The organism is Nocardia concava NBRC 100430, assembly GCF_000308815.1.
Classification (GTDB): domain Bacteria; phylum Actinomycetota; class Actinomycetes; order Mycobacteriales; family Mycobacteriaceae; genus Nocardia; species Nocardia concava.
Genome location: NZ_BAFX01000009.1, coordinates 16,367 through 39,129, shown reverse-complemented (window position 1 = coordinate 39,129; position 22,763 = coordinate 16,367). Strand labels below are relative to the sequence as shown.

The window sequence follows — 22,763 nt, the reverse complement described above, 5'->3', positions numbered from 1 at the left end:
CCCGGCGGCATCACAGCGGCACGACCGGCAGCCAGCGCGCGACCTCGCCCGCCCGGCTGCCGGACGCGCTCAATGCTCCCGACTCCACGGCGTCGTCGAATTCGAGCAGCCCCGTGGCCAGCAGCAGCCAGGTCCGCGCATCGGTCTCGACCACATTCGGCGGCGTCCCGCGCGTATGCCGCGGCCCCTCGATGCACTGCACCGCCACGAATGGCGGTACCCGCACCTCCACCGAATGCCCTGGCGCGTCTGCCGCGAGCGATCGCACGGTCCCCCGCACGGCCGCCGCGAGCTCGGTACGCGGGGGCTTCGCCACGGTGTCGTCCCGCAGCCACTCTCCCACCGCGGCCACCGCCGCCCGCACCTCCGCCGGATCCACCCCACCTCGTCGCGCCATGCCGCGAGGCTACCGCCGCCCACCGACGCCGGGCCGCCGCGGTCAGGGGCGATCGGCCGTGGCGGTCAGGGGTGCTCCCGAGACGAGACGGCGGGCCAGACGCGGGGCCAGCGCCCCACCGGCATTGAGGGCAAGATGCAGCAGTGCCGGGGCGATGGCGCTGCCGGTGTCGCGGCGCAGGCGGTCGAAGAGCAGGCCCGCACCGGTGGTGAGCGCCACCGTCGCCGCGACCGGATCGGCTGCGGCGCGGGCGGGTTGAATGTGGGAGAGGCCGAAGACGAAGGCGCCGAGAGCCGTTCCCGGACTGCCCGCGGTCTCCGCGAGCAATGGGGTCAGCGTCGAGCGGTAGACGAGTTCCTCGGTGAGAACGGTGCCGCCGGGGATGTGCAGCGCGGTCCATTCCACGGTGTGGACGCCGGGACCGCGATCGTCGAGTCCGGCCAGGTGGCGGCGGGTGGACGGAATCGCCACGGCCGCCGCGTATCCGGACAGCACCAGTCCGGCCGCGATCGCGCCTACCCGAAATCCGCGCGGTTCCAGCCAGTTCGGCATCCCTCGAAACGCGAGCGCATACGCGGTGGCGAAGGCGGTGTTGGCGGCGGTCCGGCCGCGGATATCCAGCGCGAGAGCCGGGAGGACCCGATTGCTCCACACCAGCGGAACCGCCATTGCCACCAGCGATTTCGGGCTCAGCAGCGCTGTGATCCCGGGCCCCCGGACCTGGAGACTCCCCTGCTCGCCACCGGTCGCCGCGATGGCCGTGCGGCGCACTCTCACTTGACGGCCCGTTCGTAGGCTTCCGCGAGTTCGATCTGGGTGCGGATGCGCTCGGCCAGATCCTGATCCCAGTCCGGCGGCGCGGCGATGGAGGCCCACCCGTCGAGCACCAGGGAGCCGTAGCGGTGTCCGTGCCCGTCGCTGACGCCCTGGGCATTGGTCAGGTCGGCGACCACCTGCCAGAAGGTGACGAAGGGCCACCAGCGCATCTGCGGCGAGACGTCCGCGCCGCGCGGTTCCGACAGCCAATCCGGTTGGGAGAAGATGAGATCCGACGACCACCAGACGATGGGGTCCGACGGGTGCTGCAGGTACGCGATGCGCGGCTTGCGCCAATCGGCCGAGGGCTTGCCCAAATCCGCCGCGGTGGCGGCGAATCGGACCACCAGGCCGTCGGCGTAGATCGGATCCACCTCGCGCGTCCCGGGATCGCGGCGCTGAACGAACTGCTGCCACAGGCGATTCGAGTTGGGCGGGCCCACCCACAGCGCCCCGTCCACCTTCGAGCGCAGGTCGGCCAGCCCGTCGAAGGCCGATTCGGAGCCCTGCGAGCCCAGGGATTCGCCGTACACCAGCAGCTTCGGCCGATGCTCGGGCGGCCGCCGCACCCAGTGCGCGTATACGGCGTCGAACATCTTCCTGCCGTTGATCGCCACCTTCTGGCGGTCCGCCAGGAACGACAGCACGCTGGGCAGATACGAGTACTGCGAGGCCACGATGGCGGTGTCCCCGCCCCACATGTATTCGAGCGCGGCCGCCGCCTCCCCGTTCACCCACCCGGTCCCGGTGGTGGTGGCCAGCACCAGCACCTTGCGGTCGAAGGCCCCGGTGCGCTCGAGTTCGGCGACCGCCAGGTCCTCCTCGGTGGTGTCGCCGGTCGCCGACTGCAATCCCACGTAGACCCGGATCGGTTCGCGCGCGGGCTTTTTGGTGACGGCGCTGATCAGCATGGGATCGGGCCCGTGCGAGACGAACCAGCGCCCCTCCGAGCCGAGGGTCTCCCAGGCGGCCAGCGAGGCCGGGCTGCCGGAGCGCTCGGGTTTGGTGGGCTGCACGGCGTATTCGGTCATCTTGTCGTTGCGCACGCTGAACGCCGAGTTGGCGACCGCGAAGAAGGCCCGGGTGGCGACGCCGTTGAACAGGGTCACGATGAGCACGGTCAGCAGCAGCGCCCCGGCGGCGGGCGCGAATGTCGGCGGCACCTTCACCCAGCGGCTGAGCAGCCGGGCCAGGAACCGCACGGCCGAGCGCAGCGTCCGGAAGACCGCCACCGCCAGCGCGCCGACCGCGAAACTCAGTCCGCCCGTACGCAGATACGCGGCGCGGGTGGTGCCCTCCATGCCCATGAGGGTGGTGATCTCGCGCTGCCAGTCGGCGGACAGCACCAGCATGCGGCCCGCCACCAGGATGCACCCCACCACGACGATGACCTTGACCAGGTACCGCGCCCACTCCGGCGGCGACCCGAGCTTGATCCGCGGCCGAATCCACTTGCGGAACAACCACTGCAGCACACAGCCGACGCCGTATCCGATGGCCGCGTTGATGCCGGAGATCAACCCCTGGAACAGCCAGTCGCGCGGCACCAGCGACGGCGTCACCGACCACGCGAAGAAGATGGTCGCGACCACCAGCCCCGTGTGATTGAGATCGATGATGTCCTCGACCCGCCGCGCGACCACCGCGATCTTCCGACCCCACCCGCGCCGGAACAGCTTCCGATAGGCCACCACCCCGTGCGCGTAGACCACGGTGCCGCGCGTGCGCAACCGTGTCAAAGCCTCGGTGGTGTCCAGCACCCGTCAAGTATGGACGCAACCGGCCGGAATCCGGGGACCCCCGTCTGTGACAGAGACCATCACCCGGGCGCGTCGCCGACGGCATCTACCCACGGCACTCGAGTAGTTGTACGCGGTCGATTTCGCGCTGCCGCCGCGAGACTCGGTACCCATGAGCACCCCGAGCGCACAAACCAAGAGCACCACCGCGTTTCTGGCTCAGGCCATGATCGCCTTCGGAATCAGCTTCGCCTCCTTGGTCATCGGCATCATCTACCTCCCCCTCGACATCTGGCAGCGCGGATTCCTGCTGATGTCAACGCTTTTCCTGGTGAGCAGCAGCTTCACCCTCGCCAAAGTGATTCGCGACCAACACGAATCCACGAAGGTCACCCACCGCATCGACGAGGCCCGCATGGAAAAACTGATGGCCGAACACGACCCGTTCAAAATCAACTGAACTGTCCCGCAAGCATTACCGCGGAGACGACGAGAGCCCGCCGGATCGAGGGGTCCGGCGGGCTCTCGCTATGTCCACGGCCTATCGGCCGAATGGGTTCAGTGGTCGGAGTTTCCGAAGAGGGCGGGCAGCGTGCCCTCGTGGGCGGCGCGCAGCTCGTCCAGTTTGACGGTGAACTGGCCCTGGACCTCGACCGAGTCGGAGCCGTCGTCGACGACGCCGATGCGGACCCACGGCAGGCCGCGGGCGTCGCACATCTTGGTGAAGCGGGTCTCCTCCGAGCGCGGGACGGCCACCAGGACGCGGCCCGCGGATTCGGAGAAGAGGGTGACGAACGGGTCGGCGCCCTCGGGAAGGATGATGCGGCAGGCGGTTTCGCCGGCCAGGGCCGCCTCGACGACGGTCTGGATCAGGCCGCCCTCGGAGATGTCGTGGGCGGCGGAGACCATGCCGTCGCGCGAACCGGAGACCAGGATCTCGGCGATCAGCTGCTCGCGGGCGAAGTCGACCTTGGGCGGCAGGCCGCCGAGGTGGTCGTGCTCGACCTGCGACCAGATGGAGCCGTCCAGCTCGTCGCGGGTCTCGCCGAGCAGGATGAGGGTCTCGCCCGGCTCCGTGCCCAGACCGGTCGGGATGCGGCGGTGCACATCGTCGATGACGCCCAGCACGCCGACCACGGGGGTGGGCAGGATGGCGGTCTGGCCGGTCTGGTTGTAGAAGGAGACATTGCCGCCGGTGACCGGAATGCCCAGCGCCGCACAGCCGTCCGCGAGACCGCGCACGGCCTGCTGGAACTGCCACATGACGCCCGGATCCTCCGGCGAGCCGAAGTTCAGGCAGTTGGTGACGGCCTTCGGGGTGGCGCCGGTGACGGCGACATTGCGGAAGGCCTCGGCCAGCGCCAGCTGCGCGCCGGTGTACGGGTCGAGCTTGGTGTAGCGGCCCGAGGCGTCGGTGGCCAGCGCGATGCCGCGACCGGTCTCCTCGTCGATGCGGATGACACCGGCGTCGGCGTTCTCGGCCAGCACGGTATTGCCGCGCACGTAGCGGTCGTACTGCTCGGTGATCCACTTGCGGGAGCACAGCTGCGGGCTGGCCAGCATCTTCAGCAGGGTGGCGCGCAGTTCGTCGCCGGTCTTGGGCCGGTTCAGGCGCGCGGCCGAATCCGCGTTCAGCGCATCCTGATCCGCGGGCCGCTCGACCGGGCGCTCGTAGACCGGGCCCTGGTGGGCGACGGTGCGCGGCGGCACGTCCACCACGACCTCGTCGTGCCAGGTGATGATGAGGCGCTCGCCGTCGGTGACCTCACCGATGACGGTGGCGGTGACATCCCACTTCTTGCAGACGTCCATGAAGGCGTCCACGTTCTCGGGGGTGACGACCGCGCACATGCGCTCCTGCGACTCGCTCGAAAGGATCTCGGCGGGAGTCATATTGGCGGCGCGCAGCGGCACCTGATCCAGGTCGATGCGCATGCCGCCGTCGCCGGCCGCCGCGAGTTCGGAAGTGGCGCAGGACAGTCCGGCGCCGCCGAGGTCCTGGATGCCGACCACCAGTCCGGCGTGGTACAGCTCGAGACAGCACTCGATGAGGACCTTCTCGGCGAACGGGTCGCCGACCTGGACGCTCGGCAGCTTCTTACGGCCGGAACCGGATTCGTCACCCGAGAAGGTGTCCGAGGCCAGCACGGACACGCCGCCGATGCCGTCGAGACCGGTGCGCGCACCGAACAGAATGATCTTGTTGCCCTGGCCGGAGGCGAAGGCCAGGTGCAGGTCCTCGACCCGCATGACGCCCGCGCACAACGCGTTGACGAGCGGATTGCCCTGGTAGGACGGGTCGAACACGGTCTCGCCGCCGACATTGGGCAGGCCCAGCGAGTTGCCGTAGCCGCCGACGCCGCGCACCACACCGTCGACCACGCGCCGGGTGTCCGGGTGGTCGGCCGCGCCGAAGCGCAGCTGGTCCATGACCGCGATCGGGCGCGCGCCCATCGCCATGATGTCGCGGACGATGCCGCCGACGCCGGTGGCCGCGCCCTGGTACGGCTCGACATAGGAGGGGTGGTTGTGCGATTCGACCTTGAAGGTCACCGCCCAGCCGCCGCCGATGTCCACCACGCCCGCGTTCTCGCCGATGCCCGCGAGCATCGACTTCTTCATCTCCTCGGTGGTGGTCTCACCGAAGTAGCGCAGGTGCACCTTGGACGACTTGTACGAGCAGTGCTCCGACCACATCACCGAGTACATGGCGAGCTCGGCGTCGGTGGGACGCCGCCCGAGGATCTCTTTGATCCGGGCGTACTCGTCATCCTTGAGGCCGAGTTCCTTGTAGGGCTGCGGGTGGTCCGAGGTGGCCGCGGCGTTGCTGACGGTATCGACGTGGCTGGTCACGGGAATACCAGAGTCCTTTCGGCCGGGCAGGTCGGAAGCGATTGCCCGCGTTGCTGGATGTCGGCGAGATATATGAAGGGAGTCTAATTGCCACTGATTTCAAGTCTTTACCCCGGTTCCCGGTGTGGTAGAGGCCACTGACCGCGCGCGTGAAGGGCGGCGGCACCCCGGCCGTGCGTTGAAGGTGCGGGCAGGTCCGGGAGCTACTCTGTGGCGGTGAACGATCGATCCGGTGTCGCGGATCAGACCGAGAAGCCAGTGTCCACTCCTGGAGGGATGACGCGACGGCAGAAGGAACTGCTGGCTCTGGCGGTGGCGCTGTTCGCCGTGTCGGCGGTGGTCAGTCTGATCACCAAGTGGCACGGATACATCGATCTACAGGTGTATCGGAACGGTGCGCGGGCCTGGCTGGACGACAAGGACCTGTACGGGCCGATGCCCGCGGTCTACGGAATCGGGCTGCCGTTCACCTATCCGCCCTTGGCCGCGCTGTTCTTCGCGCCGCTGGCCGTCATGCCGCTGGCGGTCGCCGAGTGGGCGGTGCTCATCGTGTCCATCGCCTCGCTCGGGGTGACGCTGTGGCTGGTGCTGGATCTACTGCGCCCGAGCCTGGCCTGGCAGACCCGGATCGCGCTGGTCATCGGCGCGGTGGCGCTGACCCAGCTGCTGGAGCCGATCCGCGAGACCTACGGGTTCGGGCAGATCAATCTGGTGCTGATGGCAGCGGTGGCGCTGGATTGCCTGGCGCGCAAGACATTCTGGCCGCGCGGCATGCTGATCGGCATCGCGGTGTCGGTGAAGCTGACCCCCGGCGGCTATCTGCTCTACTTCCTGCTGCGCAAGGACTGGAAGGGCGCGATCACCCTGGTGCTGTCCGCCATCGGCGCGGTGGCCGTGGGATTCGTGATCTTCCCGCACGATTCGCCGCAGTACTGGTTCCACACTCTCGCCGACACCGGCCGCATCGGTCCGCCCTGGTACGCGGGCAATCAGTCCATCAAGGGTTTCGTGTTCCGGCTGGGCTTCTCCACCTCGGTCGCCACGCTGCTGTGGCTGGTGCTGTCGGTGATCGCCGTGGGCCTGGCCGCGGTGTGGATGAAGCGCCTGCTGGACGAGGGCGCGCAGGTGGCCGCCCTGATGGTGAATGCCGCTGCGGTGCTGCTGGTTTCGCCGGTCTCGTGGTCGCACCACTGGGTGTGGGTGGCGCCCGCGCTGCTGGTGGCCGCCGACGCCATCGCCCGCGGCCGCCGCAATCCGTGGTTCCTGGGCGCGGTGGGTTTCGCCGTGGTCATGTTCGCCGTCGGCCCGATGTGGCTGCTCCCCCACAACGCCGACCGCGAACTCACCTGGAACTGGTGGCAGCAACTGCTGGGCAACAGCTATGTGCTGTTCACCTTCGCCCTGTTCGTGGTCGCCGTGCTGAGCTACCGACCCAACCCGGCTACCGCCGAAGCCACCGTGCTGGACGCCTGAGCACCGACCCCGTCATTCCGGCGCGCTTTTGGCCGGAATCCATCGCCGTCCGTGTGGATCCCGGCCAAAAGCATGCCGGGATGACGAGCGGGTCGTCTATCGCACGATCTCCGGCGTCAGGAAGGCCGCCAGTGCGGACGCGTAGGCGGGAACGTCTGCCGCGCCCATCATTTCGCGCGCCGAGTGCATGGCCAGCTGGGCTGCGCCGACATCGACGGTCGGCATGCCGGTATTGGCCGCGGTCATCGGGCCGATGGTGGAACCGCACGGCAGATCGGCCCGGTGGACGTAGCGCTGCAACGGCACGTTCGCCTGGACGCAGGCGAGTGCGAAGGCGCCCGCACCCGTCGCGTCGGTGGCGTAGCGCAGGTTCTGATTGACCTTGAGCACCGGCCCGCCGTTCACCTCGATGCGGTGCGCGGGTTCGTGCCGCTCCGGGTAGTTCGGATGCGTCGCGTGCGCCATATCGCCCGACGCGCACACCGAACCCGCCAGTGCCGCCAGGTATTCGGCGCGCCCGCCGCCCCGGGTCAGCACGATGCGTTCCAAAACCGTGGGCAGCAGCCCGGATTGGGCGCCGCGGTCGGACTGGCTGCCGACCTCCTCGTGGTCGAACATGGCCAGCACCGGCACCGCCGCGCCGGGTTCGGCGATGGCGGCCAGGAAGGCACGCAGCCCCGCGTAGCAGGTGCCCTGATTGTCGAGCCGGGGTGCGCTGATCAGATCCAGCTCGCGCCCGATCAGCTTGGAGGGCACCAGATCATGGGTCATCAGCTCCCAGCCGAGCACCGCGTCGGGCTCGATGCCGGAGCGTTCGGCGATGAAGGCCATGAACGAGCGCGGCTCGCCGCCGATCCCCCACACCGCGTTCACGTGCCGCTGCGGATCCAGCTGCACTCCGCGCCGGTCCTCGGACAGGTGGATGGCCAGCTGCGGCACCCGCAGGATCGGCTCGTCGATGCGAATCAGCCGCTCCCGCACCACGTTTCCGTCGCGCACCGACAGCCGCCCGGAGATGCCGAGGTCCCGGTCCAGCCACGAGTTCAGCCAGGCGCCGCCGTAGGGTTCCAGCCCGACCAGCTGCCAGCCCGCCACGGCCAGATCCGGATGCTGCTTCACCCGCAGATTGGGGCTGTCGGTGTGGGCCCCGACGACCCGGAAGGGAGTGGCCTGCCCGACCCGGAATCCGGTCGGCGTGCCCGGCCCGCCATCGGCCCATGCCACCAGAGAACCGCCGCGCACCACGTAGTAACGGCCCGCGCTACTGGACGGCCACGGGGCCGATTCGGAGAGCCGGGTGAAGCCGTGATCGTCGAGTTCCGCTGCGACAGTGCGGCAGACATGGAAGGGCGACGGCGAAGCGTCGATGAATTCACACAGGCCGGCGGCGGTCGCGGTGGTCTCGGCAACGGGCATGACCTTGATCCTAAGCAACCATGCCTCAGATCAACTCTCAGACTCTCAGGGGCTTCCCCTGAAACCCCTTCGACAAGCCCGGGGGATCATCAGTCGGGCAGCGGCGCTCCGGCGACGCGGCCCAGCAGGCGCACCAGTTCCAGATAATCGTCGCTGCCGAGGCTGCGGCGCAGCTCGGCCTCGGCCCGCGCTTCCTCGCAGCGGACCTCCGAGACCAGCTCCTCGCCGCGGCGGCTCAGGCCGATGAGAATGCGGCGGCGGTCGTCGGCGGCGGCCACCCGGAAGATCAGCCCGCGCTCGGCGAGATGGTCGGCGTGACGGGTGGCAGAAGACGGGGGCAACTGGGCCCGGGTGGCCAGTTCGCTCATGGTGATGCCGACGTCAGCGGATAGATTGGTGAGCATGCACCATTGGTCGGCGGTGAGCCGCCTGGCACACAGTGCGGCGTCCAGGTGACGAAGCCAACTCCGCTCGGCCGCTCGGAGGGCTCCATGCAAGGTGGAAAATCCACCTAGAATTGTCGCCATATTTCCCGCCCGTCAGAAACCGCTTGAACGAGGGGAAGGTTAGCCCATGTCCCCGTTCGACGGGAATCCCGAGAACACTATCGAGATCATCAACATAGTGCCGCAGCAGGGGCCCGGCGGTATCTTCGCACCGTCCTGTGAGGCGGCCATTTCTCTGGCGTTGGAAGAAATCAACTCCGGTTCCGGAATTCTGGGAAGGGAATTGCGCGTCACCCACATTGACGGCGGACGCGAACCCGCCGTCGTCGCGGGGGAAGTCGCCGCGCTGCTCGCCACGGGCATGGTGCACGCGGTGACGGGCTGGCACACCTCGGCGGTGCGACGCGCGGTGGAACAGGTGACGGCCGGTCGGGTGCCGTATTTGTTCGCCACCGACCACGAGGGCCTGGAGTCCACCCCCGACGGGCTTTTCATGATCGGCGCGGACCCGAAACACCAGATCCTGCCCGCGCTGGACTGGTTGCACCGATCCTTCGAGGCGCGGCGCTGGGCCATCATCGGCAACGACTACGTCTGGCCGCGGCGCACCGCGCAGGCCGTGCGGGCCGCGCTGCTGGATCCGGAGCTGATTCCACTGGAGATGTTCGTGCCCATGGGCACCCGCGATTTCCGGCGTTTCCTGGGTGACCCGCTGCTGGATCAGGCCGACGGCATCATCGTGCTGCTGGTCGGCGCGGATGTCGCGCGCTTCAACCTGCAGTTCTCGCGGACCGGGCGGTCGGATCAGCAGGTGCGGGTGAGCCCGGCGGTGGACGAGAACGTGCTGCTGGCGGCGGGCGGCGGCGCGAACCACAATCTGTTCGTGCCGTCCGGATTCTTCGTGAACGGCCCGCACGATCGGGAACGGCTGGACCGCTATCACAAGCTGCACGGCTGGTTCGCGCCCACGCTGACCAATTTCAGCAATACCAGCTACGAGGCCATTCACACGCTGCGCGGGATGGCGGAGCTGGCCGGATCATTGGACGTGCGGCGGATCCAGCGGGCGGTCGCGGATCGGCCGGTCATCGAAACCCCGTGGGGCGAGGTCGGTTTCGAGGGCAATCAAGCGATCCGCCCGACCTGGCTGGCCAGGGCGGGCGGAGTCGACTTCGAGATTCTGGACGGAATCTGAGTTACCGGGTTACGCGGAGACCAGGCTGTCCAGCACGGACAGGAACAGGCCCAGGCCGTCATCGCTGGGGCCGGTGAGCGGCTCGGTGGCGTGCTCGGGATGCGGCATCAGGCCCACCACCCGGCGGTTGGCCGAGGTGATGCCCGCGATATCGCGCTGCGAACCGTTCGGGTTGCCGCCGGCATAGCGGAACACCACGCGGCCCTCGCCCTCGAGCTCGTCGAGCACCTGGGCGGAGGCCTGGTAGCGGCCCTCGGCGTTCTTGACCGGCACCAGGATCTGCGCGCCCTTCTCATAGCGCGAGGACCAGGCGGTATCGGTCTGCTCGACGGTCAGCCACTGATCGCGGCAGACGAAGTGCAGGCCCTCGTTGCGGGTCAGCGCGCCCGGCAGCAGGCCCGCCTCGCACAGGATCTGGAAACCGTTGCAGATGCCCAGGATCGGCAGGCCGCCCTCGGCGGCCTTGATGACCTCGCCCATGACGGGGGCCATGGAGGCGATGGCGCCGGCGCGCAGGTAGTCGCCGTAGGAGAAGCCGCCGGGCACCACGACCGCGTCGACATTCTTGATGTCGGCATCGGCGTGCCACAGCGAAACGGCTTCGGCTCCGGCCAGTTTCACCGCGCGGGCGGCGTCGACATCGTCGAGCGTGCCCGGGAAGGTGATGACACCGATGCGGGCGCTCACAGCCGGACGACCTTCCAGTCCTCGATCACGACATTGGCCAGCAGCGATTCGGCGATCTGCTCGAGATCGGCGTCGGTGACATTGTCATCGACATCGAGCTCGAACCGCTTGCCCTGCCGCACATCCGAGATCCCGGGGTGCCCGAGACGCCCCAGCGCGCCGACAATGGCTTGTCCCTGCGGATCCAGGATCTCGGCCTTCGGCATCACCTCGACCACGACACGTGCCACGCGTTGCTCCTCAGCTGGTGGGGCGGCGCCCGGCGACTGCGACGGCCGGGCGTGTTGTGCTGCTCAGCGTAGTTGGCGCGGTGCGAGCCATCGCCGCCGGGGCAACGCCGTTGTGGCGCCCGACACAGCGGAACCTCCAAGGATGGCGAGAGTCCGGCGATGAGGGCTTGGACGGAGCTACGGTTGCCATATGCGCATAGCCCATTTCGGACATTCCTGCATTCTCGTGGAGATGAACGGCGTCCGGGTTCTGTTCGATCCCGGCACCTTTTCGCACGGTTTCGAGGGCATCACCGGATTGGACGCCATCGCCGTCACCCATCAGCATCCGGATCACATCGACCCGAATCGGATCGACGCGCTGATCGAGGCGAATCCGCAGGCCAGGCTGCTGTCGGATCCGCAGACCGCGCTGCAGCGGGGCGGGTCCTGGGAGGCCGTCCATGCCGGAAATGTCCTTAAAGTCGGAGATATTCAGGTGACCGGTGGCGGCGGCCGCCACGCGGTAATCCATCCCGACATTCCAGTCATCGACAACACCGTTTTCCAGCTCGGCACCCCCGACGATCCCGCGCAACTCGTGCACCCCGGCGATTCCCTCTGGGTTCCGTCGACGCCGGCGGGCGTGCTCGCCATTCCGGCGGTCGCGCCGTGGATGCGGATCAGCGAAGCGGTGGATTACCTGCGGGCGGTTAATCCCCGGGTCGCCTTCCCCATCCACTACGGCATCATCGCCCCCGAGGCCCAGGGCATCTATTTCGGTCGGCTGAACGAAATGGGCCCGGCGAATACCGAATTCAAGATCATCGAACCCGAGGACCACGCGGAATTCTGACTCGGTTCCGCCACCAGCGATCACAACCAGCCGAGGGCTCCGAAAACAATCACGGCCAGGGCGTCGATTCCCAGAATCGCGCCCACGGCAAGGGTTTTCGCGCGCACGGTCGGCAGGTCGTGGACCCGGAAGCAGGCGACGAAGAACGGCACGTAGCCGATCAGCCAGATGAGGTAGGGGAAGTCGGCCTGCCACCAGGACCAGTCCCAGGTCAGCACGCCCGCCTTGTTGAGCAGCACCTCGACGCCGACGGCGGCCGCCGAGTTCGCCGCGATCAGCACCGGCCGGTTGGGCAGGCCGAAGATGCGGGTTTCCTTGGGCGGCAACATCTTCGCGGCCGCCACACCCATGATGGCGAACATGAAGCAGATCTCGATATTGAGGCCGATGAGCAGCTGATAGGCCGTCAGGCCGGTCGCGCCCCAGACCGGTGCGCGGCCGGTGGCGTGGAAGACCACGGAATTCCAGAGCTCGTTGAACAGGTCCATGCCCCACAGCGCCAGCCCGGCGAACAGGACGTTCCAGTTCCGGCGTTCCACCTCGGTGGCGTAGACGTAGACGACGACCAGCAGGAGCGGGATGACATACCACTTGAATTGGCTGCTGTCGCGCAGCAATTCGAGTGCCGTGCGGGCGTGATCGGTCATCGGCGCGCCTCTCTCCCGACCGTGAACGCCCAGAGTCTTTACAAATCAACTCCTATTGTCAACCTGTAAATACCTCTTCCCGGGCCGCCGCGGCCTCCCGCTCCTGGATCTCCCGCAGCCGCGCGCCCTCGACATCGATATCGGGCACGATCCTGCTCAGCCAGGCCGGAATCCACCACGCCCACTTGCCCATCAGCACCAGCAGCGACGGGATGAGCACCATGCGGACCAGGAAGGCGTCGAAGAAGACGCCCGCCGCGAGCGCGAAGCCCATGGACTTGGCGCTGACATCCGGCTCCAGCATGAAGGAGCCGAACACGAAGATCATGATGACGGCCGCGGAGGTGACCACCCGCGCGCCGTGGTGGTAGCCCTTGATCATGGCCTGCTTGGGATTCTCACCGTGCACGTATTCCTCGCGCATGCGGGTCACCAGGAACACCTGGTAGTCCATGGCGAGCCCGAAGACCAAGCCGATCAACATGATCGGCATGAAGCTGATGATCGGCCGCGGCTCGGAGATGATGCCGAACTTGCCGTCCTGGAAGATCAGCACGGTGGCGCCGAAGGTGGCGGCCATGGACAGCAGGAAGCCCAGCGCCGCCGTCAAAGGCACCAGGATGGAACGGAATACGGCGATTAACAGCAGGAACGCCGCCCCGGCGACAATGGCCAGATAGGGCACGATCTTGCCCAGCAGCACATGGTCGATATCGGCGTAAATGGCTGTGGTGCCGGTGATTCCGTACTCCATGCCGTACTGGCTCTTGAACTGCGACTCGGCGTCGCGGGCATCGCGGACCAGGTCCTTGGTGTCCTGATCATTGGGTCCGGTCTTGGGGACGGCCTCGAGCCGCGCACCCTGCTTGTCCGGGCTGAAGACCGGATTGGTCACGTAGTTCATGTCCGAGTACCCGGCGAGCTTGTCGCGCAGCGCGGTCACCGCCGCATCCCGTTGCTCCGGTTGCACATTCGACAGGTCGACGGCTACCTGCAGCACGCCGTTGCTGCCCACGCCGAAGCCTTCCGTGCGCAGCTCGTACGCCTTTCGCACGGTGGAGGTCTTGGGCAGGCTGTCCTCGCCGGGCAGGCCGAGCTGCAGGTGGGCGGCGGGCGCGGCGATCAGGCCCAGCACCACGATGCTCAGGAGCAGGGTGAGCACGGGCACCCGGCCGATCACCCGGGCCACCCGCACGCCATTGGTGACCTGGCTGTCGTCCTCGGGATCGCTCTGGGCGACGAAGGGCAGCTTCGGCTTGAAGATGAAGCGCCCGAACGCGCCGAGCAGCGCGGGCATGAGGGTGAGCGCGACCAGTACCGCGAATCCGGCCGCGACCGCGCCGCCCAGGCCCATGAAGGTCAGGAATCGGACGCCGACGATGCTCAGCCCGATCAACGCGATGATCACGGTGAGTCCGGCGAACACCACCGCCGAACCGGCCGTGCCCAACGCCACGCCCGCGGCTTCCTCGGGTGAATCCTGTACCGACAGTTCGTGTTTGTAGCGGGACACGATGAACAGCGCGTAGTCGATGGACAGCGCGATGCCGATCATGGACGCCAGGAAGGTGGTGAAGCTGGGCACGTCGAGGAAGGCGGTGCCGAGGAAGATCGTCGCCATGGCCGCGCCGAGTCCGACGACGGCGGTGATGATCGGCACGAAGGCCGCGATCAGCGCGCCGAAGCAGACGATCATGACCACGAAGGCGAAGGCCATGCCGATCATTTCGGACTTGCCGCTGGGCTGCTGCTGTTCCATGGCGATGGTGCCGGAGAGTTCGACGGTGAGGCCCGCGCGGCGGGCGTCGTCGGCCACGTCGTAGGCGGCCTCGCGATCGTCGGCGGTGATGGCGCCGAAGTCCTTGATGGTGAACGGGACACTGAGCACCGCGACGGTATCGGGCTGGTTCGGATTGAGCACGTTCAGCGGCGCATTGCTGCACCGGCTCACGAAGTCCTGGGAGCGGCGGTCGCCGGTGAGGCAGCCCATCTGCTCGGCGGCCGCGATCGGGTCGACCAAGGGTTTGGCGTGGTCGACGATGCCGAGGTCGTTGAGCTTCCGCACCAGTGCGTCGAGCGCCTGCCGGTTGGCCGGATCGGTGAGTTTGGTCCCGGCCGGTGCGCCGATCACGTAGACGCCGGTGACCGCGTCGAACTGGAACGCCTGCGACATGCCCGGAAAATGCTCGTCGAGAATGTGGTTGGCGCGCTCCGAGGGCAGGTTCGGTATGTCGAAGGAGTTGCTCATCGGCTTCTGCAGCGCGCCCCCGAGGATGCCGAGCAGCGCGAGCAGGACCAGCCAGACCGGCAGCACGATCCACTTGCGCCGATACGCGAACCTGCCCCACCGGTACAGATAGACGGACACGAGCTCTCCTAGCGGTCGCCGGGCGTGCTGTGGTCTTCGTACTACCGATTGTTGAGTTTGCTATCCAATTGCCATCGGATCAAGCGATTCGGGCGAAAACGACGGGGATTGAGGCCGCGCCGCCGGGCAGGACGAGGCACCGCCCGGCGGCGCGAGTAGAGGGAGAGCCATCCGGAACGATAGCTCTTCAATTGCCGCCGGGACGGTGATTGACCGGATCGTAATGCGGTCGTCAGCTTCGGTAGGAGGCCAGGAAGAGAGCCTCGGCGAGCGCCATGTTCTCGATCTCGGTGGGGTCGACGCTCTCATTGGGCGCGTGGATGAGGCATTTGGGTTCCTCGACGCCCATGAGCATGATCTCCGCCTGCGGGTAGGTGTCGGCGAAGACATTGCACAGCGGAATCGAGCCGCCCTGGCCCTCGGTGGTGGCGGGGCGGCCGTAGGCGGCCTCCATAGCCTCCGCCATCGCGGTGCGAGCCGGGCCATCGGTGCTGCCGACGAACGGCGAGCCGGTGGACTCGGTCTCGATGGTCACCTTCGCATTCCACGGGGTATGCGACTTCAGGTGTGCCGTAAGCGCTTTCAGCGCCTCGTCCGGCTTGGTGCCCGGCGGGATGCGCAGATTGAGGCGGGCGCGGGTCTTGGGCTGGATGGCCGCCGACGAGCCCACCACGGCCGGGACGTCCATGCCCAGCACGGTGAGAGCCGGTCGGGCCCAGAGCATGTCGGCCACCTTGCCGCTGCCGACCAGATCCACTCCGTCGAGAACGCCTGCGTCGGAACGGAATTGGTCGACCGGGTACTCGTGGCCCTCCCACACCTGATCAGTGCGCAGGCCGTCCACCGTGGTGTTGCCGTCGGCGTCGCGCAGGGTGCCGAGCAGGTGGATCATGGCGGCCAGCGCATCGGGGGCGGGACCGCCGAACATGCCGGAATGCATGGGCCCGGCCAGGGTTTCGACGGTGACGACCACGTTCACATTGCCGCGCAGGGTCTGGGTGAAGGTGGGGACGCCGACCGCGAAATTGCCGCAGTCGCAGATCAACAGGGTGTCCGCGCGCAGCAGGTCCGCATTGCCGGGCACGAATTCCTCGAGCCCGCCGGTGCCCTGCTCCTCGGAGCCCTCGGACACCAGCACCAGCCCGACCGGGAAGTCGTCGCCGTACACCTTCCGCAGCGCCCGCAGCGCGGTCAGGTGCATGACGATATTGCCCTTGCAGTCGGCCGCGCCGCGCCCGTACCAGCGGCCGTCCTTCTCGGTGAGCTGCCAGACCGGCGTCTTCCAGGCGGCGTCGTCGAGCGGCGGCTGCACGTCGTAGTGGCAGTACAGCATGATGGTCGGCTTCCCGGCCGGGGTCTTGCTGCGCGCCACTACCGCATTGCTGCCGTCCGGCGTCTTGTGCAGGCCCACGTCGGTGAGTCCCTCGGCCTTGAAGGCGTCGGCCACCCATTGCGCGGTCTTCTCGCACTCCTCGATCGGGAACTGCCGGGCGTCGTACACCGACTTGAACGAAACGAGCTGTTCCAGATCGCTTTTCGCGCGCGGCATGAGTTCCTTGACGGCCGCGCGCAGGGCGGCCACCTTCGAATCCTCGCGCGCCCCTGCGGTTGTGGTCATGAATCCTCCTGATCACTTGGCGGTATCGGGTTTAACCGTGTCAGCTTTCTTCAAATGACCCGTGGTTTCCAAGTAGGCGGCGAGCTTGTCCGGGCAATAGGTTTCGATGGCCAGCGCGGTGGCGGTGAAGACATCGGTGTCGGCGATGACCGGCCGGTTACCCGGACCGCTCGCGCCATTGCTGATGGCGGCCTCATAGCGGGCCTTGATCAGCGGGTTCGAGGGGTCCGAGCACACCAGCCCGCCGTCCTCGCCCAGCGAGTCGGCAATCGTCTGCGGGTCGGGGGCGGTGAAACCGGCTGCTTCCAAACGCGAGTGCAGCACCTGCGCCTTGCGCAGCGCCTCATCGCTGGAGTGCTCGCGGTTGAAGATGATGGCCCCGGCGACGGCGAGCGCCACCAGCACCACCGCCACCGAGATGTACACCAGCCGGCGCTGCCGCTCGGGCGCGCCGCCGAAGTCGAGTCCGTCGGTCATGCCAGCGCCTCCTGCGGAGTGTCGATCTTCCAGCCGGGCTTGCGGAATCGGAGGAACAGGTACGGAATGAGCAGTCCGACAACACCCATGCCCGCGCCGATCAGCAGCACGTAGCTCCAGGCATTGCCGCTGCCGTACTGCGAGGGCGGGACGAAGCCGATGAGGAAGGCCGCGATGGAGGCCGCGGTGCCGAGCCCGCAGAGCGCGACCAGCGCCGGAGCCTTGTAGCCGCGCGGATGGTCGGGCTGGTTGCGGCGCAGCCGGACCGCGGCCAGGAACATGAGCACGTACATGATCAGATACACCTGCGTGGTGATCACCGACAGGATCCAGTAGGCGCTCGAGACGTCCGGGATGAACGCGTAGAGCAGCGCCAGCAAGGTGGTCACGATGCCCTGCGCGACCAGCATGTTCTGTTGCACGCCATGCTTGTTCACGCGTGTCAGGACGGGCGGCAGATAGCCTTCCTTGCGCCCGATCAGCAGCAGCCCCTTGGACGGCCCGGCCAGCCAGGTGAGCATGCCGCCCAACGCCGCGGCCACCAGCATGATGCCCAGCACCGGGGTCAGGAAGCCGATCTTGAAGTGGTTGAAGAACCCGTCGAAGGCCTGCATGACACCGGCGGTGAGGCTCAGATTCTTCGACGGCACCACCCACGAGATCACCACGGCCGGAATGATGAAGATGGCCAGCACCAGCCCGACCGCCATGGCCATGGCCTTCGGGTACTCCTTGCCCGGATCCTTCAGCGAGGACACGTGCACGGCGTTCATCTCCATGCCCGCGTAGGACAGGAAGTTGTTGACGATCAGCACCAGGCTGGCCAGGCCGGTCCAGGCCGGGAACAGGTGATTCGCGTCCATCGGCGCGGCCGACGGATTGCCCTGGGCCAGGAACACGAAGCCGAGCACCACCAGCAGCGCGCCCGGGATCAGGGTTCCGATGATGAGCCCCATACTCGACAGTCCCGCAACGGTTTTGGTGCCCTGCGAGGACACGAACACCGCCACCCAGTAGATGGTGATGATGACGATGGCCACGTACACGCCGTTGGCGGCCAGCGAAGGATTGATGATGTAGGCGAAAGTGCTTGCCACATAAGCCAATAGGCTCGGGTAGTAGAAGATCGTCATGGCGAACTGGCACCACACCGCCAGGAAGCCCAGCGGCTGCGACAGCCCCTCGCCCACCCACTTGTACACGCCGCCGGTCCAGCCCGAGGCCAGCTCCGCGGCCACGAACGCGGTCGGCAGCAGGAACAGCAGCGCGGGCAGCAGGTAGAGGAACACGCAGGCCAGGCCGTAGACCGCCATGGTCGGCGCGGCGCGCAGGCTGGCCACCGAACTGGTGGTCATGAGCGCCAGCGTCACCCACGACATGTATTTGGTGGCCGTGGCCGCCTTGGTCACCGTGCCGGTCATCACCGATCCTTCCAGTCAGGAAACCGAGATCAGAAAACGGAGAACTGCCCCGCGCGCACGAAGGCCTCGAGCGCCACCAGGCCGGAGGCGGAATTGCCCTTGGCGTCCAGGCCCGGACCCCAGGCCGCGACGGAGCATTCGTCCGGAACCACGGTCAGCAGGCCGCCGCCCACCCCGGACTTGGTCGGCAAGCCCACCTTGTACGCGTAATCGCCTGCGCCGTCATAGGTTCCGCACATGGTCATGAGCGCGGTGATGTGGCGCGCGTCCTCCCGGGCGAGCAGCCGGGACCCGTCGGCGCGCACCCCGTGCCGGGCGATGAGCAGTCCGGCCTTGGCCAGTTCGGCACAGGTGATACTGAACGAACACTGCCGGAAGTAGTGGTCGAGCGCGAGATCCACACTGTTGCGCATGTTTCCGAAGCTCGACATCAGATACGAGATCGCCCGATTGCGATCACCGGTGCGCAGCTCGGATTCGGCGATGACGCTGTCGACCTCCAGCGCGGGATTGCCGGTCTCGGCGCGCAGCAGTTCGCGCAGCGCGTTCACGGCATCGCCGGTGTCGGCCAGCAGCTGATCGGCAACGACGATGGCACCCGCGTTGATGAAGGGATTGCGCGGAATCCCGTTCTCCAATTGCAATTCGATGAGGTCGTTGAACGCCATTCCGGACGGTTCGCGCCGGACCCTTTTCCACACGTCGGAGTCCTTGCGGCTCAGCACCAGAGCGAGGGCGAACGCCTTCGAGATGCTCTCGATGGCAAAGGGAACATCCACGTCACCGCCGGTATAGACCTGGCCGTCGACGGTCGCGATCGCGAATCCGAATTGCTGGGGATCGACCTTGGCCAGGCCGGGAATGTAATCGGCGACCGCACCCTCCCCGATGTGCGGCTTCGTGGCGGACATCACCTGCTCTATGACATGCTGATAGTCCATAAGGCTGAATAGTAACCGTTCAGCAACTATCTCTTGATTACGAAACGGTAGCTTGCAGAACCAGTTTCGATCATGGGTGGCTGGCTACCATCACCTCGGCAAACATCTGCCGAAATGCGATCGGAGGCCGAATGACCGACTTGGAACCCGACGATGTCTTCGCGATGCCCGGCATCAAACGCGCCGCACCGCACCGAGGTTTCCCGGACCGCGAAATCTTCCCGCAGGTCGCCTATCAGATCGTGCACGACGAACTGATGCTCGACGGCGTCTCCCGAATGAACCTCGCCACCTTCTGCACCACCTGGGTCGACGACCAGGCGCGACGGCTGATGAGCGAATGTCTCGACAAGAACATCGTCGACAAGGACGAGTACCCCCAGACCGCCGAACTCGAGCAGCGCTGCGTGCACATGCTCGCCGATCTGTGGAACTCCCCCGACCCGCTGGGCACCCTCGGCACCTCGACCACCGGCTCCAGCGAGGCCGCGATGCTGGGCGGACTGGCCGCCAAGTTCCGCTGGCGCAACAGGGGCGGCAAGGGTGTCCCCAACTTCGTGTGCGGCCCGGTCCAGGTCTGCTGGGAGAAGTTCGCGCGCTACTTCGATGTCGAGATCCGGCAGATCCCGCTGCGCGGCGAGCGCTACACGATGCACCCGGACGACGTCGCGGCCTACTGCGACGAGAACACGATCATGGTGGTGCCCACCTTCGGCCAGACCTTCACCGGATTGTTCGAGGACGTCGAGGGCATCAGCAAGGCGCTCGATGACCTGCAGGCCAGGACCGGTCTGGACATCCCGATCCATGTCGACGGGGCCAGCGGCGCCTTCCTCGCACCCTTCACCGCGCCCGAAATCAATTGGGATTTCCGGCTTCCGCGGGTCAAGTCGATCAACGCCTCCGGCCACAAGACCGGTCTGGCCCCGCTCGGCGCGGGCTGGGCCATCTGGCGCACCAAGGAGGACCTGCCCGAGGACCTCATCTTCAACGTCGACTACCTCGGCGGCAATATGCCCACCTTCAACCTGAATTTCTCCCGGCCCGGCGGGCAGGCCGTGACCCAGTACTACGAGTTCATCCGGCTCGGCCGCCCCGGCTACCGCAATGTGCAGACCGCCATCTACGTCGCCAGCCAGCATCTGGCCAGGGGCATCGCCGCGACCGGGCGCTTCGAGATGATTCACGACGCCGATCCGAGCCGCGGCATCACCGCCGTCTCCTGGAAACTGGCCGCGGGTCAGGACTTCAACCTCTACGACCTGTCCGACCGACTGCGCACCCGGGGCTGGCTGATCGCGGCCTACCCGCTGCCGGCCGACCGTGAGGACGAGGTCATCATGCGCGCGGTGCTGCGCCACGGCTTCACCATCGACATGGCCGATCTGCTGCTCGCCGATCTGGACCGCAGCCTGAAGGTGCTGTGCAAGCACCCGATGAAGGTCCCGCTGACGCGGGAGGAGGCGGGCGGCTTCCCGCACAACGCGCACGCGATGGTGCCGACGCCCAAGGCGAAGCCGGTGCGCAAGACCGGCAAGCCCGAAACCAACGGCAAGGCAGTCACTTCCAAGAAGTCCAAGGCAAAGGCCGGTAAGAAATGACCGCGGCCGAGAGTTCTTCCGCAACAGGGACTTCCACCACGGTCCCGGCGAAAAGCGCCGGGAACACGAAGTATCTCAGCACCGTAGCTCTCGGCTTCACCACCGCGGCCGCCATCGTCACCAGCCTGCGCGGGCTGCCCGCCATGGGCAAGGAAGAACTGACGATGTTCTTCTACATCGCGTTCTCGGTGGTCCTCTTCCTGATTCCCGCCGGACTGGTGTCGGCCGAACTCGGCAGCGCCTACGGCAAACAGGCCGGCGGCCTCTACGCCTGGATCAGCGGCGCGTTCGGCAAGCGCGTCGGGTTCTGGGCGATCTTCCTGTCCTGGTTGCAGGCCATGGTGTTCTACCCGACCGGCCTCAGCTTCGCGGCGGCGGGCATCGCCTTCGCCATCGACAAACCCGATCTGGCACAGAACCACTGGTATGTGGGCATCTTCTCGGTCATCGCCTACTGGCTGTGCACGGCCGTGGCGCTGATGGGAAATCAGTTCGCGGCCAAGGTGACCCAGGCCGGATTCGTGCTCGGCACCGCCATTCCCGGACTGATCCTGGTGGGCCTGTTCGTGTGGTGGGTGATCGGCGGCCACTCGATCGGCTGGGACCACACCACCGATCCCGCGGTGACCGTGAGCCATGACGGCCACGACGCGCCGCGCTTCATGCCCTACATCGCCGGGCTGTCCTCGCTGGCGTTCCTCGGGAACATCCTCGAGAACTTCACCGGCATCGAATCGCAGGCGGTGCACGCCACCGAACTGAGGAACCCGGGCCGCGAGTACCCCGTGGCCATCGCCATCGCCGCGGTGACCTCGGCGGGCATCTTCACCCTGGGCGCGCTGGCCGTCGCGGGCATCCTGCCCTACGACCAGATCAACCTGAACTCCGGCGTATTCGACGCCATGCGTTCGGGATTCAGCACGCTCATGAACATCGGCTGGCCGGTGCTCATCCTGGCGGCCATGATCGCCTACGGCGCGCTGGCGGGCACCCTCGCCTGGGTCACCGGTCCCAGCCGCGGTGTGCTCGCCACCGCCCACGACGGCATGCTGCCGCCGGTGCTGCAGAAGGTGAATGCCCGTGGCGTGCAGGTGAACATCCTCATCGTGCAGGGGCTGGCGGTGACGGTGCTGTGCGCGCCGTACTTCTTCATGACCGACGTGAGCAGCGCGTTCTTCCTCATCACGGCCATGGCGGTGGGCATCTACATCATCATCTACCTGTTCATGTACGCCGCCGCCATCCGCCTGCGCTACACCCAGCCGGACCTGCCGCGCCCCTTCCAGGTGCCCGGCGGCAAGGCGGGCATGTGGGGCTTCGCCGGAATCGGCTTCCTGGCCATGGTTTTCGCATTGATCACGGCCTTCGTGCCGCCGTCGCAGCTGCCGGTGGGCAATCCGACGACCTACATCCTGCTGGTCGCCGGTGGCACCGTGTTCTTCTGCCTGATCCCGATCGTGGTGGAGCGCATGCGGAAACCCGATTGGGCCGCACCGGATCACGAGAAGGTGAAATCACACGGTCCGAGCAGCGAGCTGCGGGAGCGGCTGAAGCTCTGACGGCCCGAAATGCGAAGCGGCGGCGGGATTCCCCGCCGCCGCTT

The 22,763-nt window shown here is 67.2% G+C and carries 20 protein-coding genes; 6 read left to right on the top strand and 14 right to left on the bottom strand.

Going from position 1 to position 22,763, the window contains the following annotated elements; all coding sequences use genetic code 11:
* Positions 1-10: 10 nt before the first annotated feature.
* Genes ON43_RS03065 through ON43_RS03055 form a run of 3 tightly spaced genes read right to left on the bottom strand, consistent with a single transcriptional unit; the run spans position 11 to position 2,973 of the window.
* Entirely contained in the window at positions 11-397 is a 387-nt protein-coding gene (locus tag ON43_RS03065; protein WP_040803275.1) for a sterol carrier family protein, read from the bottom strand.
* A gap of 42 nt (positions 398-439) precedes the next feature.
* A complete protein-coding gene (locus tag ON43_RS03060; RefSeq protein ID WP_245568442.1) occupies positions 440-1,174 on the bottom strand; it encodes a CPBP family intramembrane glutamic endopeptidase in 735 nt (244 codons plus the stop codon).
* Positions 1,171-2,973 carry an alpha/beta hydrolase gene (locus ON43_RS03055; RefSeq protein ID WP_306304954.1) on the bottom strand — a complete coding sequence of 601 codons (1,803 nt, stop codon included), beginning with the start codon at positions 2,971-2,973 and terminating at the stop codon, positions 1,171-1,173. Before ON43_RS03055 ends, ON43_RS03060 begins: the two co-directional genes overlap by 4 nt.
* A gap of 151 nt (positions 2,974-3,124) precedes the next feature.
* Between ON43_RS03055 and ON43_RS03050 the strand changes: the two genes are divergently transcribed.
* A complete protein-coding gene (locus tag ON43_RS03050) occupies positions 3,125-3,412 on the top strand; it encodes a YiaA/YiaB family inner membrane protein (protein WP_040803311.1) in 288 nt (95 codons plus the stop codon).
* A 98-nt stretch (positions 3,413-3,510) separates the two neighbouring features.
* Here the strand turns inward: ON43_RS03050 and purL are convergent, their stop codons facing one another.
* A complete protein-coding gene (gene purL / locus ON43_RS03045) occupies positions 3,511-5,805 on the bottom strand; it encodes a phosphoribosylformylglycinamidine synthase subunit PurL (protein WP_040803272.1) in 2,295 nt (764 codons plus the stop codon).
* A 276-nt stretch (positions 5,806-6,081) separates the two neighbouring features.
* On the opposite strand from purL, the gene ON43_RS03040 reads away from it, so the two are divergent.
* Positions 6,082-7,278: a glycosyltransferase 87 family protein gene (locus ON43_RS03040; protein WP_051177819.1), complete on the top strand. Its 1,197-nt coding sequence runs from the start codon at positions 6,082-6,084 to the stop codon at positions 7,276-7,278.
* A 96-nt stretch (positions 7,279-7,374) separates the two neighbouring features.
* On the opposite strand, the gene ON43_RS03035 is transcribed toward ON43_RS03040, so the two are convergent.
* The gene (locus tag ON43_RS03035) at positions 7,375-8,694 is read right to left on the bottom strand and encodes a M18 family aminopeptidase (protein ID WP_040803269.1); all 1,320 of its coding nucleotides are present in this window, start codon (positions 8,692-8,694) and stop codon (positions 7,375-7,377) included.
* 89 nt (positions 8,695-8,783) lie between these two features.
* Positions 8,784-9,221, bottom strand: a complete 438-nt coding sequence (locus ON43_RS03030; RefSeq protein ID WP_040803266.1) for a MarR family winged helix-turn-helix transcriptional regulator — start codon at positions 9,219-9,221, stop codon at positions 8,784-8,786.
* A gap of 46 nt (positions 9,222-9,267) precedes the next feature.
* Here ON43_RS03030 and ON43_RS03025 point away from each other — a divergent pair, with 46 nt between their 5' ends.
* The gene (locus tag ON43_RS03025; protein WP_040803263.1) at positions 9,268-10,335 is read left to right on the top strand and encodes a substrate-binding domain-containing protein; all 1,068 of its coding nucleotides are present in this window, start codon (positions 9,268-9,270) and stop codon (positions 10,333-10,335) included.
* Positions 10,336-10,344: 9 nt separating this feature from the next.
* Here ON43_RS03025 and purQ read toward each other — a convergent pair whose 3' ends face one another.
* On the bottom strand, positions 10,345-11,022 hold the full coding sequence (gene purQ, locus ON43_RS03020) for a phosphoribosylformylglycinamidine synthase subunit PurQ (RefSeq protein ID WP_040803261.1): 678 nt from the start codon (positions 11,020-11,022) through the stop codon (positions 10,345-10,347).
* Positions 11,019-11,252 carry a phosphoribosylformylglycinamidine synthase subunit PurS gene (purS, locus tag ON43_RS03015; RefSeq protein ID WP_040803258.1) on the bottom strand — a complete coding sequence of 78 codons (234 nt, stop codon included), beginning with the start codon at positions 11,250-11,252 and terminating at the stop codon, positions 11,019-11,021. The genes purQ and purS overlap by 4 nt, the downstream gene beginning before the upstream one ends.
* Positions 11,253-11,442: 190 nt before the next feature.
* On the opposite strand from purS, the gene ON43_RS03010 reads away from it, so the two are divergent.
* Positions 11,443-12,087, top strand: coding sequence for an MBL fold metallo-hydrolase (locus ON43_RS03010; RefSeq protein ID WP_040803255.1), 645 nt, complete (start codon positions 11,443-11,445; stop codon positions 12,085-12,087).
* A 20-nt stretch (positions 12,088-12,107) separates the two neighbouring features.
* Here ON43_RS03010 and ON43_RS03005 read toward each other — a convergent pair whose 3' ends face one another.
* The 6 genes from ON43_RS03005 to ON43_RS02980 all read right to left on the bottom strand — a co-directional run bounded on the left by ON43_RS03005 (position 12,108) and on the right by ON43_RS02980 (position 19,559).
* On the bottom strand, positions 12,108-12,734 hold the full coding sequence (locus ON43_RS03005; RefSeq protein WP_040803252.1) for an AF_1327 family membrane protein: 627 nt from the start codon (positions 12,732-12,734) through the stop codon (positions 12,108-12,110).
* Positions 12,735-12,792: 58 nt separating this feature from the next.
* Complete coding sequence (locus tag ON43_RS03000; RefSeq protein ID WP_040803249.1) at positions 12,793-15,102, bottom strand: MMPL family transporter; 2,310 nt, start codon at positions 15,100-15,102, stop codon at positions 12,793-12,795.
* A 232-nt stretch (positions 15,103-15,334) separates the two neighbouring features.
* On the bottom strand, positions 15,335-16,720 hold the full coding sequence (locus ON43_RS02995) for a dipeptidase (RefSeq protein WP_040803246.1): 1,386 nt from the start codon (positions 16,718-16,720) through the stop codon (positions 15,335-15,337).
* Between the two features lie 12 nt (positions 16,721-16,732).
* Complete coding sequence (locus tag ON43_RS02990) at positions 16,733-17,197, bottom strand: hypothetical protein (RefSeq protein ID WP_040803243.1); 465 nt, start codon at positions 17,195-17,197, stop codon at positions 16,733-16,735.
* The gene (gadC, locus tag ON43_RS02985) at positions 17,194-18,618 is read right to left on the bottom strand and encodes a glutamate/gamma-aminobutyrate antiporter GadC (protein ID WP_040803240.1); all 1,425 of its coding nucleotides are present in this window, start codon (positions 18,616-18,618) and stop codon (positions 17,194-17,196) included. The genes ON43_RS02990 and gadC overlap by 4 nt, the downstream gene beginning before the upstream one ends.
* A 29-nt stretch (positions 18,619-18,647) precedes the next feature.
* Positions 18,648-19,559, bottom strand: coding sequence for a glutaminase (locus ON43_RS02980; protein ID WP_040803237.1), 912 nt, complete (start codon positions 19,557-19,559; stop codon positions 18,648-18,650).
* Between the two features lie 131 nt (positions 19,560-19,690).
* On the opposite strand from ON43_RS02980, the gene gad reads away from it, so the two are divergent.
* Together gad and ON43_RS02970 are read left to right on the top strand one after the other, a co-directional pair.
* Positions 19,691-21,160, top strand: coding sequence for a glutamate decarboxylase (gene gad, locus ON43_RS02975; RefSeq protein ID WP_083913118.1), 1,470 nt, complete (start codon positions 19,691-19,693; stop codon positions 21,158-21,160).
* A complete protein-coding gene (locus ON43_RS02970) occupies positions 21,157-22,719 on the top strand; it encodes an amino acid permease (protein ID WP_040803234.1) in 1,563 nt (520 codons plus the stop codon). The genes gad and ON43_RS02970 overlap by 4 nt, the downstream gene beginning before the upstream one ends.
* Positions 22,720-22,763 lie beyond the last annotated feature (44 nt).

What these genes read in the sequence shown, in the direction of transcription:
- ON43_RS03065 (WP_040803275.1), bottom strand. Translation starts at nt 397, where the DNA reads ATGGCGCGACGAGGTGGGGTGGATCCGGCGGAGGTGCGGGCGGCGGTG.
- ON43_RS03050 (WP_040803311.1), top strand. Translation starts at nt 3,125, where the DNA reads ATGAGCACCCCGAGCGCACAAACCAAGAGCACCACCGCGTTTCTGGCT.
- ON43_RS03040 (WP_051177819.1), top strand. Translation starts at nt 6,082, where the DNA reads ATGACGCGACGGCAGAAGGAACTGCTGGCTCTGGCGGTGGCGCTGTTC.
- ON43_RS03035 (WP_040803269.1), bottom strand. Translation starts at nt 8,694, where the DNA reads ATGCCCGTTGCCGAGACCACCGCGACCGCCGCCGGCCTGTGTGAATTC.
- ON43_RS03030 (WP_040803266.1), bottom strand. Translation starts at nt 9,221, where the DNA reads ATGGCGACAATTCTAGGTGGATTTTCCACCTTGCATGGAGCCCTCCGA.
- ON43_RS03025 (WP_040803263.1), top strand. Translation starts at nt 9,268, where the DNA reads ATGTCCCCGTTCGACGGGAATCCCGAGAACACTATCGAGATCATCAAC.
- ON43_RS03010 (WP_040803255.1), top strand. Translation starts at nt 11,443, where the DNA reads ATGCGCATAGCCCATTTCGGACATTCCTGCATTCTCGTGGAGATGAAC.
- ON43_RS03005 (WP_040803252.1), bottom strand. Translation starts at nt 12,734, where the DNA reads ATGACCGATCACGCCCGCACGGCACTCGAATTGCTGCGCGACAGCAGC.
- ON43_RS02995 (WP_040803246.1), bottom strand. Translation starts at nt 16,720, where the DNA reads ATGACCACAACCGCAGGGGCGCGCGAGGATTCGAAGGTGGCCGCCCTG.
- ON43_RS02990 (WP_040803243.1), bottom strand. Translation starts at nt 17,197, where the DNA reads ATGACCGACGGACTCGACTTCGGCGGCGCGCCCGAGCGGCAGCGCCGG.
- gadC (WP_040803240.1), bottom strand. Translation starts at nt 18,618, where the DNA reads ATGACCGGCACGGTGACCAAGGCGGCCACGGCCACCAAATACATGTCG.
- ON43_RS02980 (WP_040803237.1), bottom strand. Translation starts at nt 19,559, where the DNA reads ATGGACTATCAGCATGTCATAGAGCAGGTGATGTCCGCCACGAAGCCG.
- gad (WP_083913118.1), top strand. Translation starts at nt 19,691, where the DNA reads ATGACCGACTTGGAACCCGACGATGTCTTCGCGATGCCCGGCATCAAA.
- ON43_RS02970 (WP_040803234.1), top strand. Translation starts at nt 21,157, where the DNA reads ATGACCGCGGCCGAGAGTTCTTCCGCAACAGGGACTTCCACCACGGTC.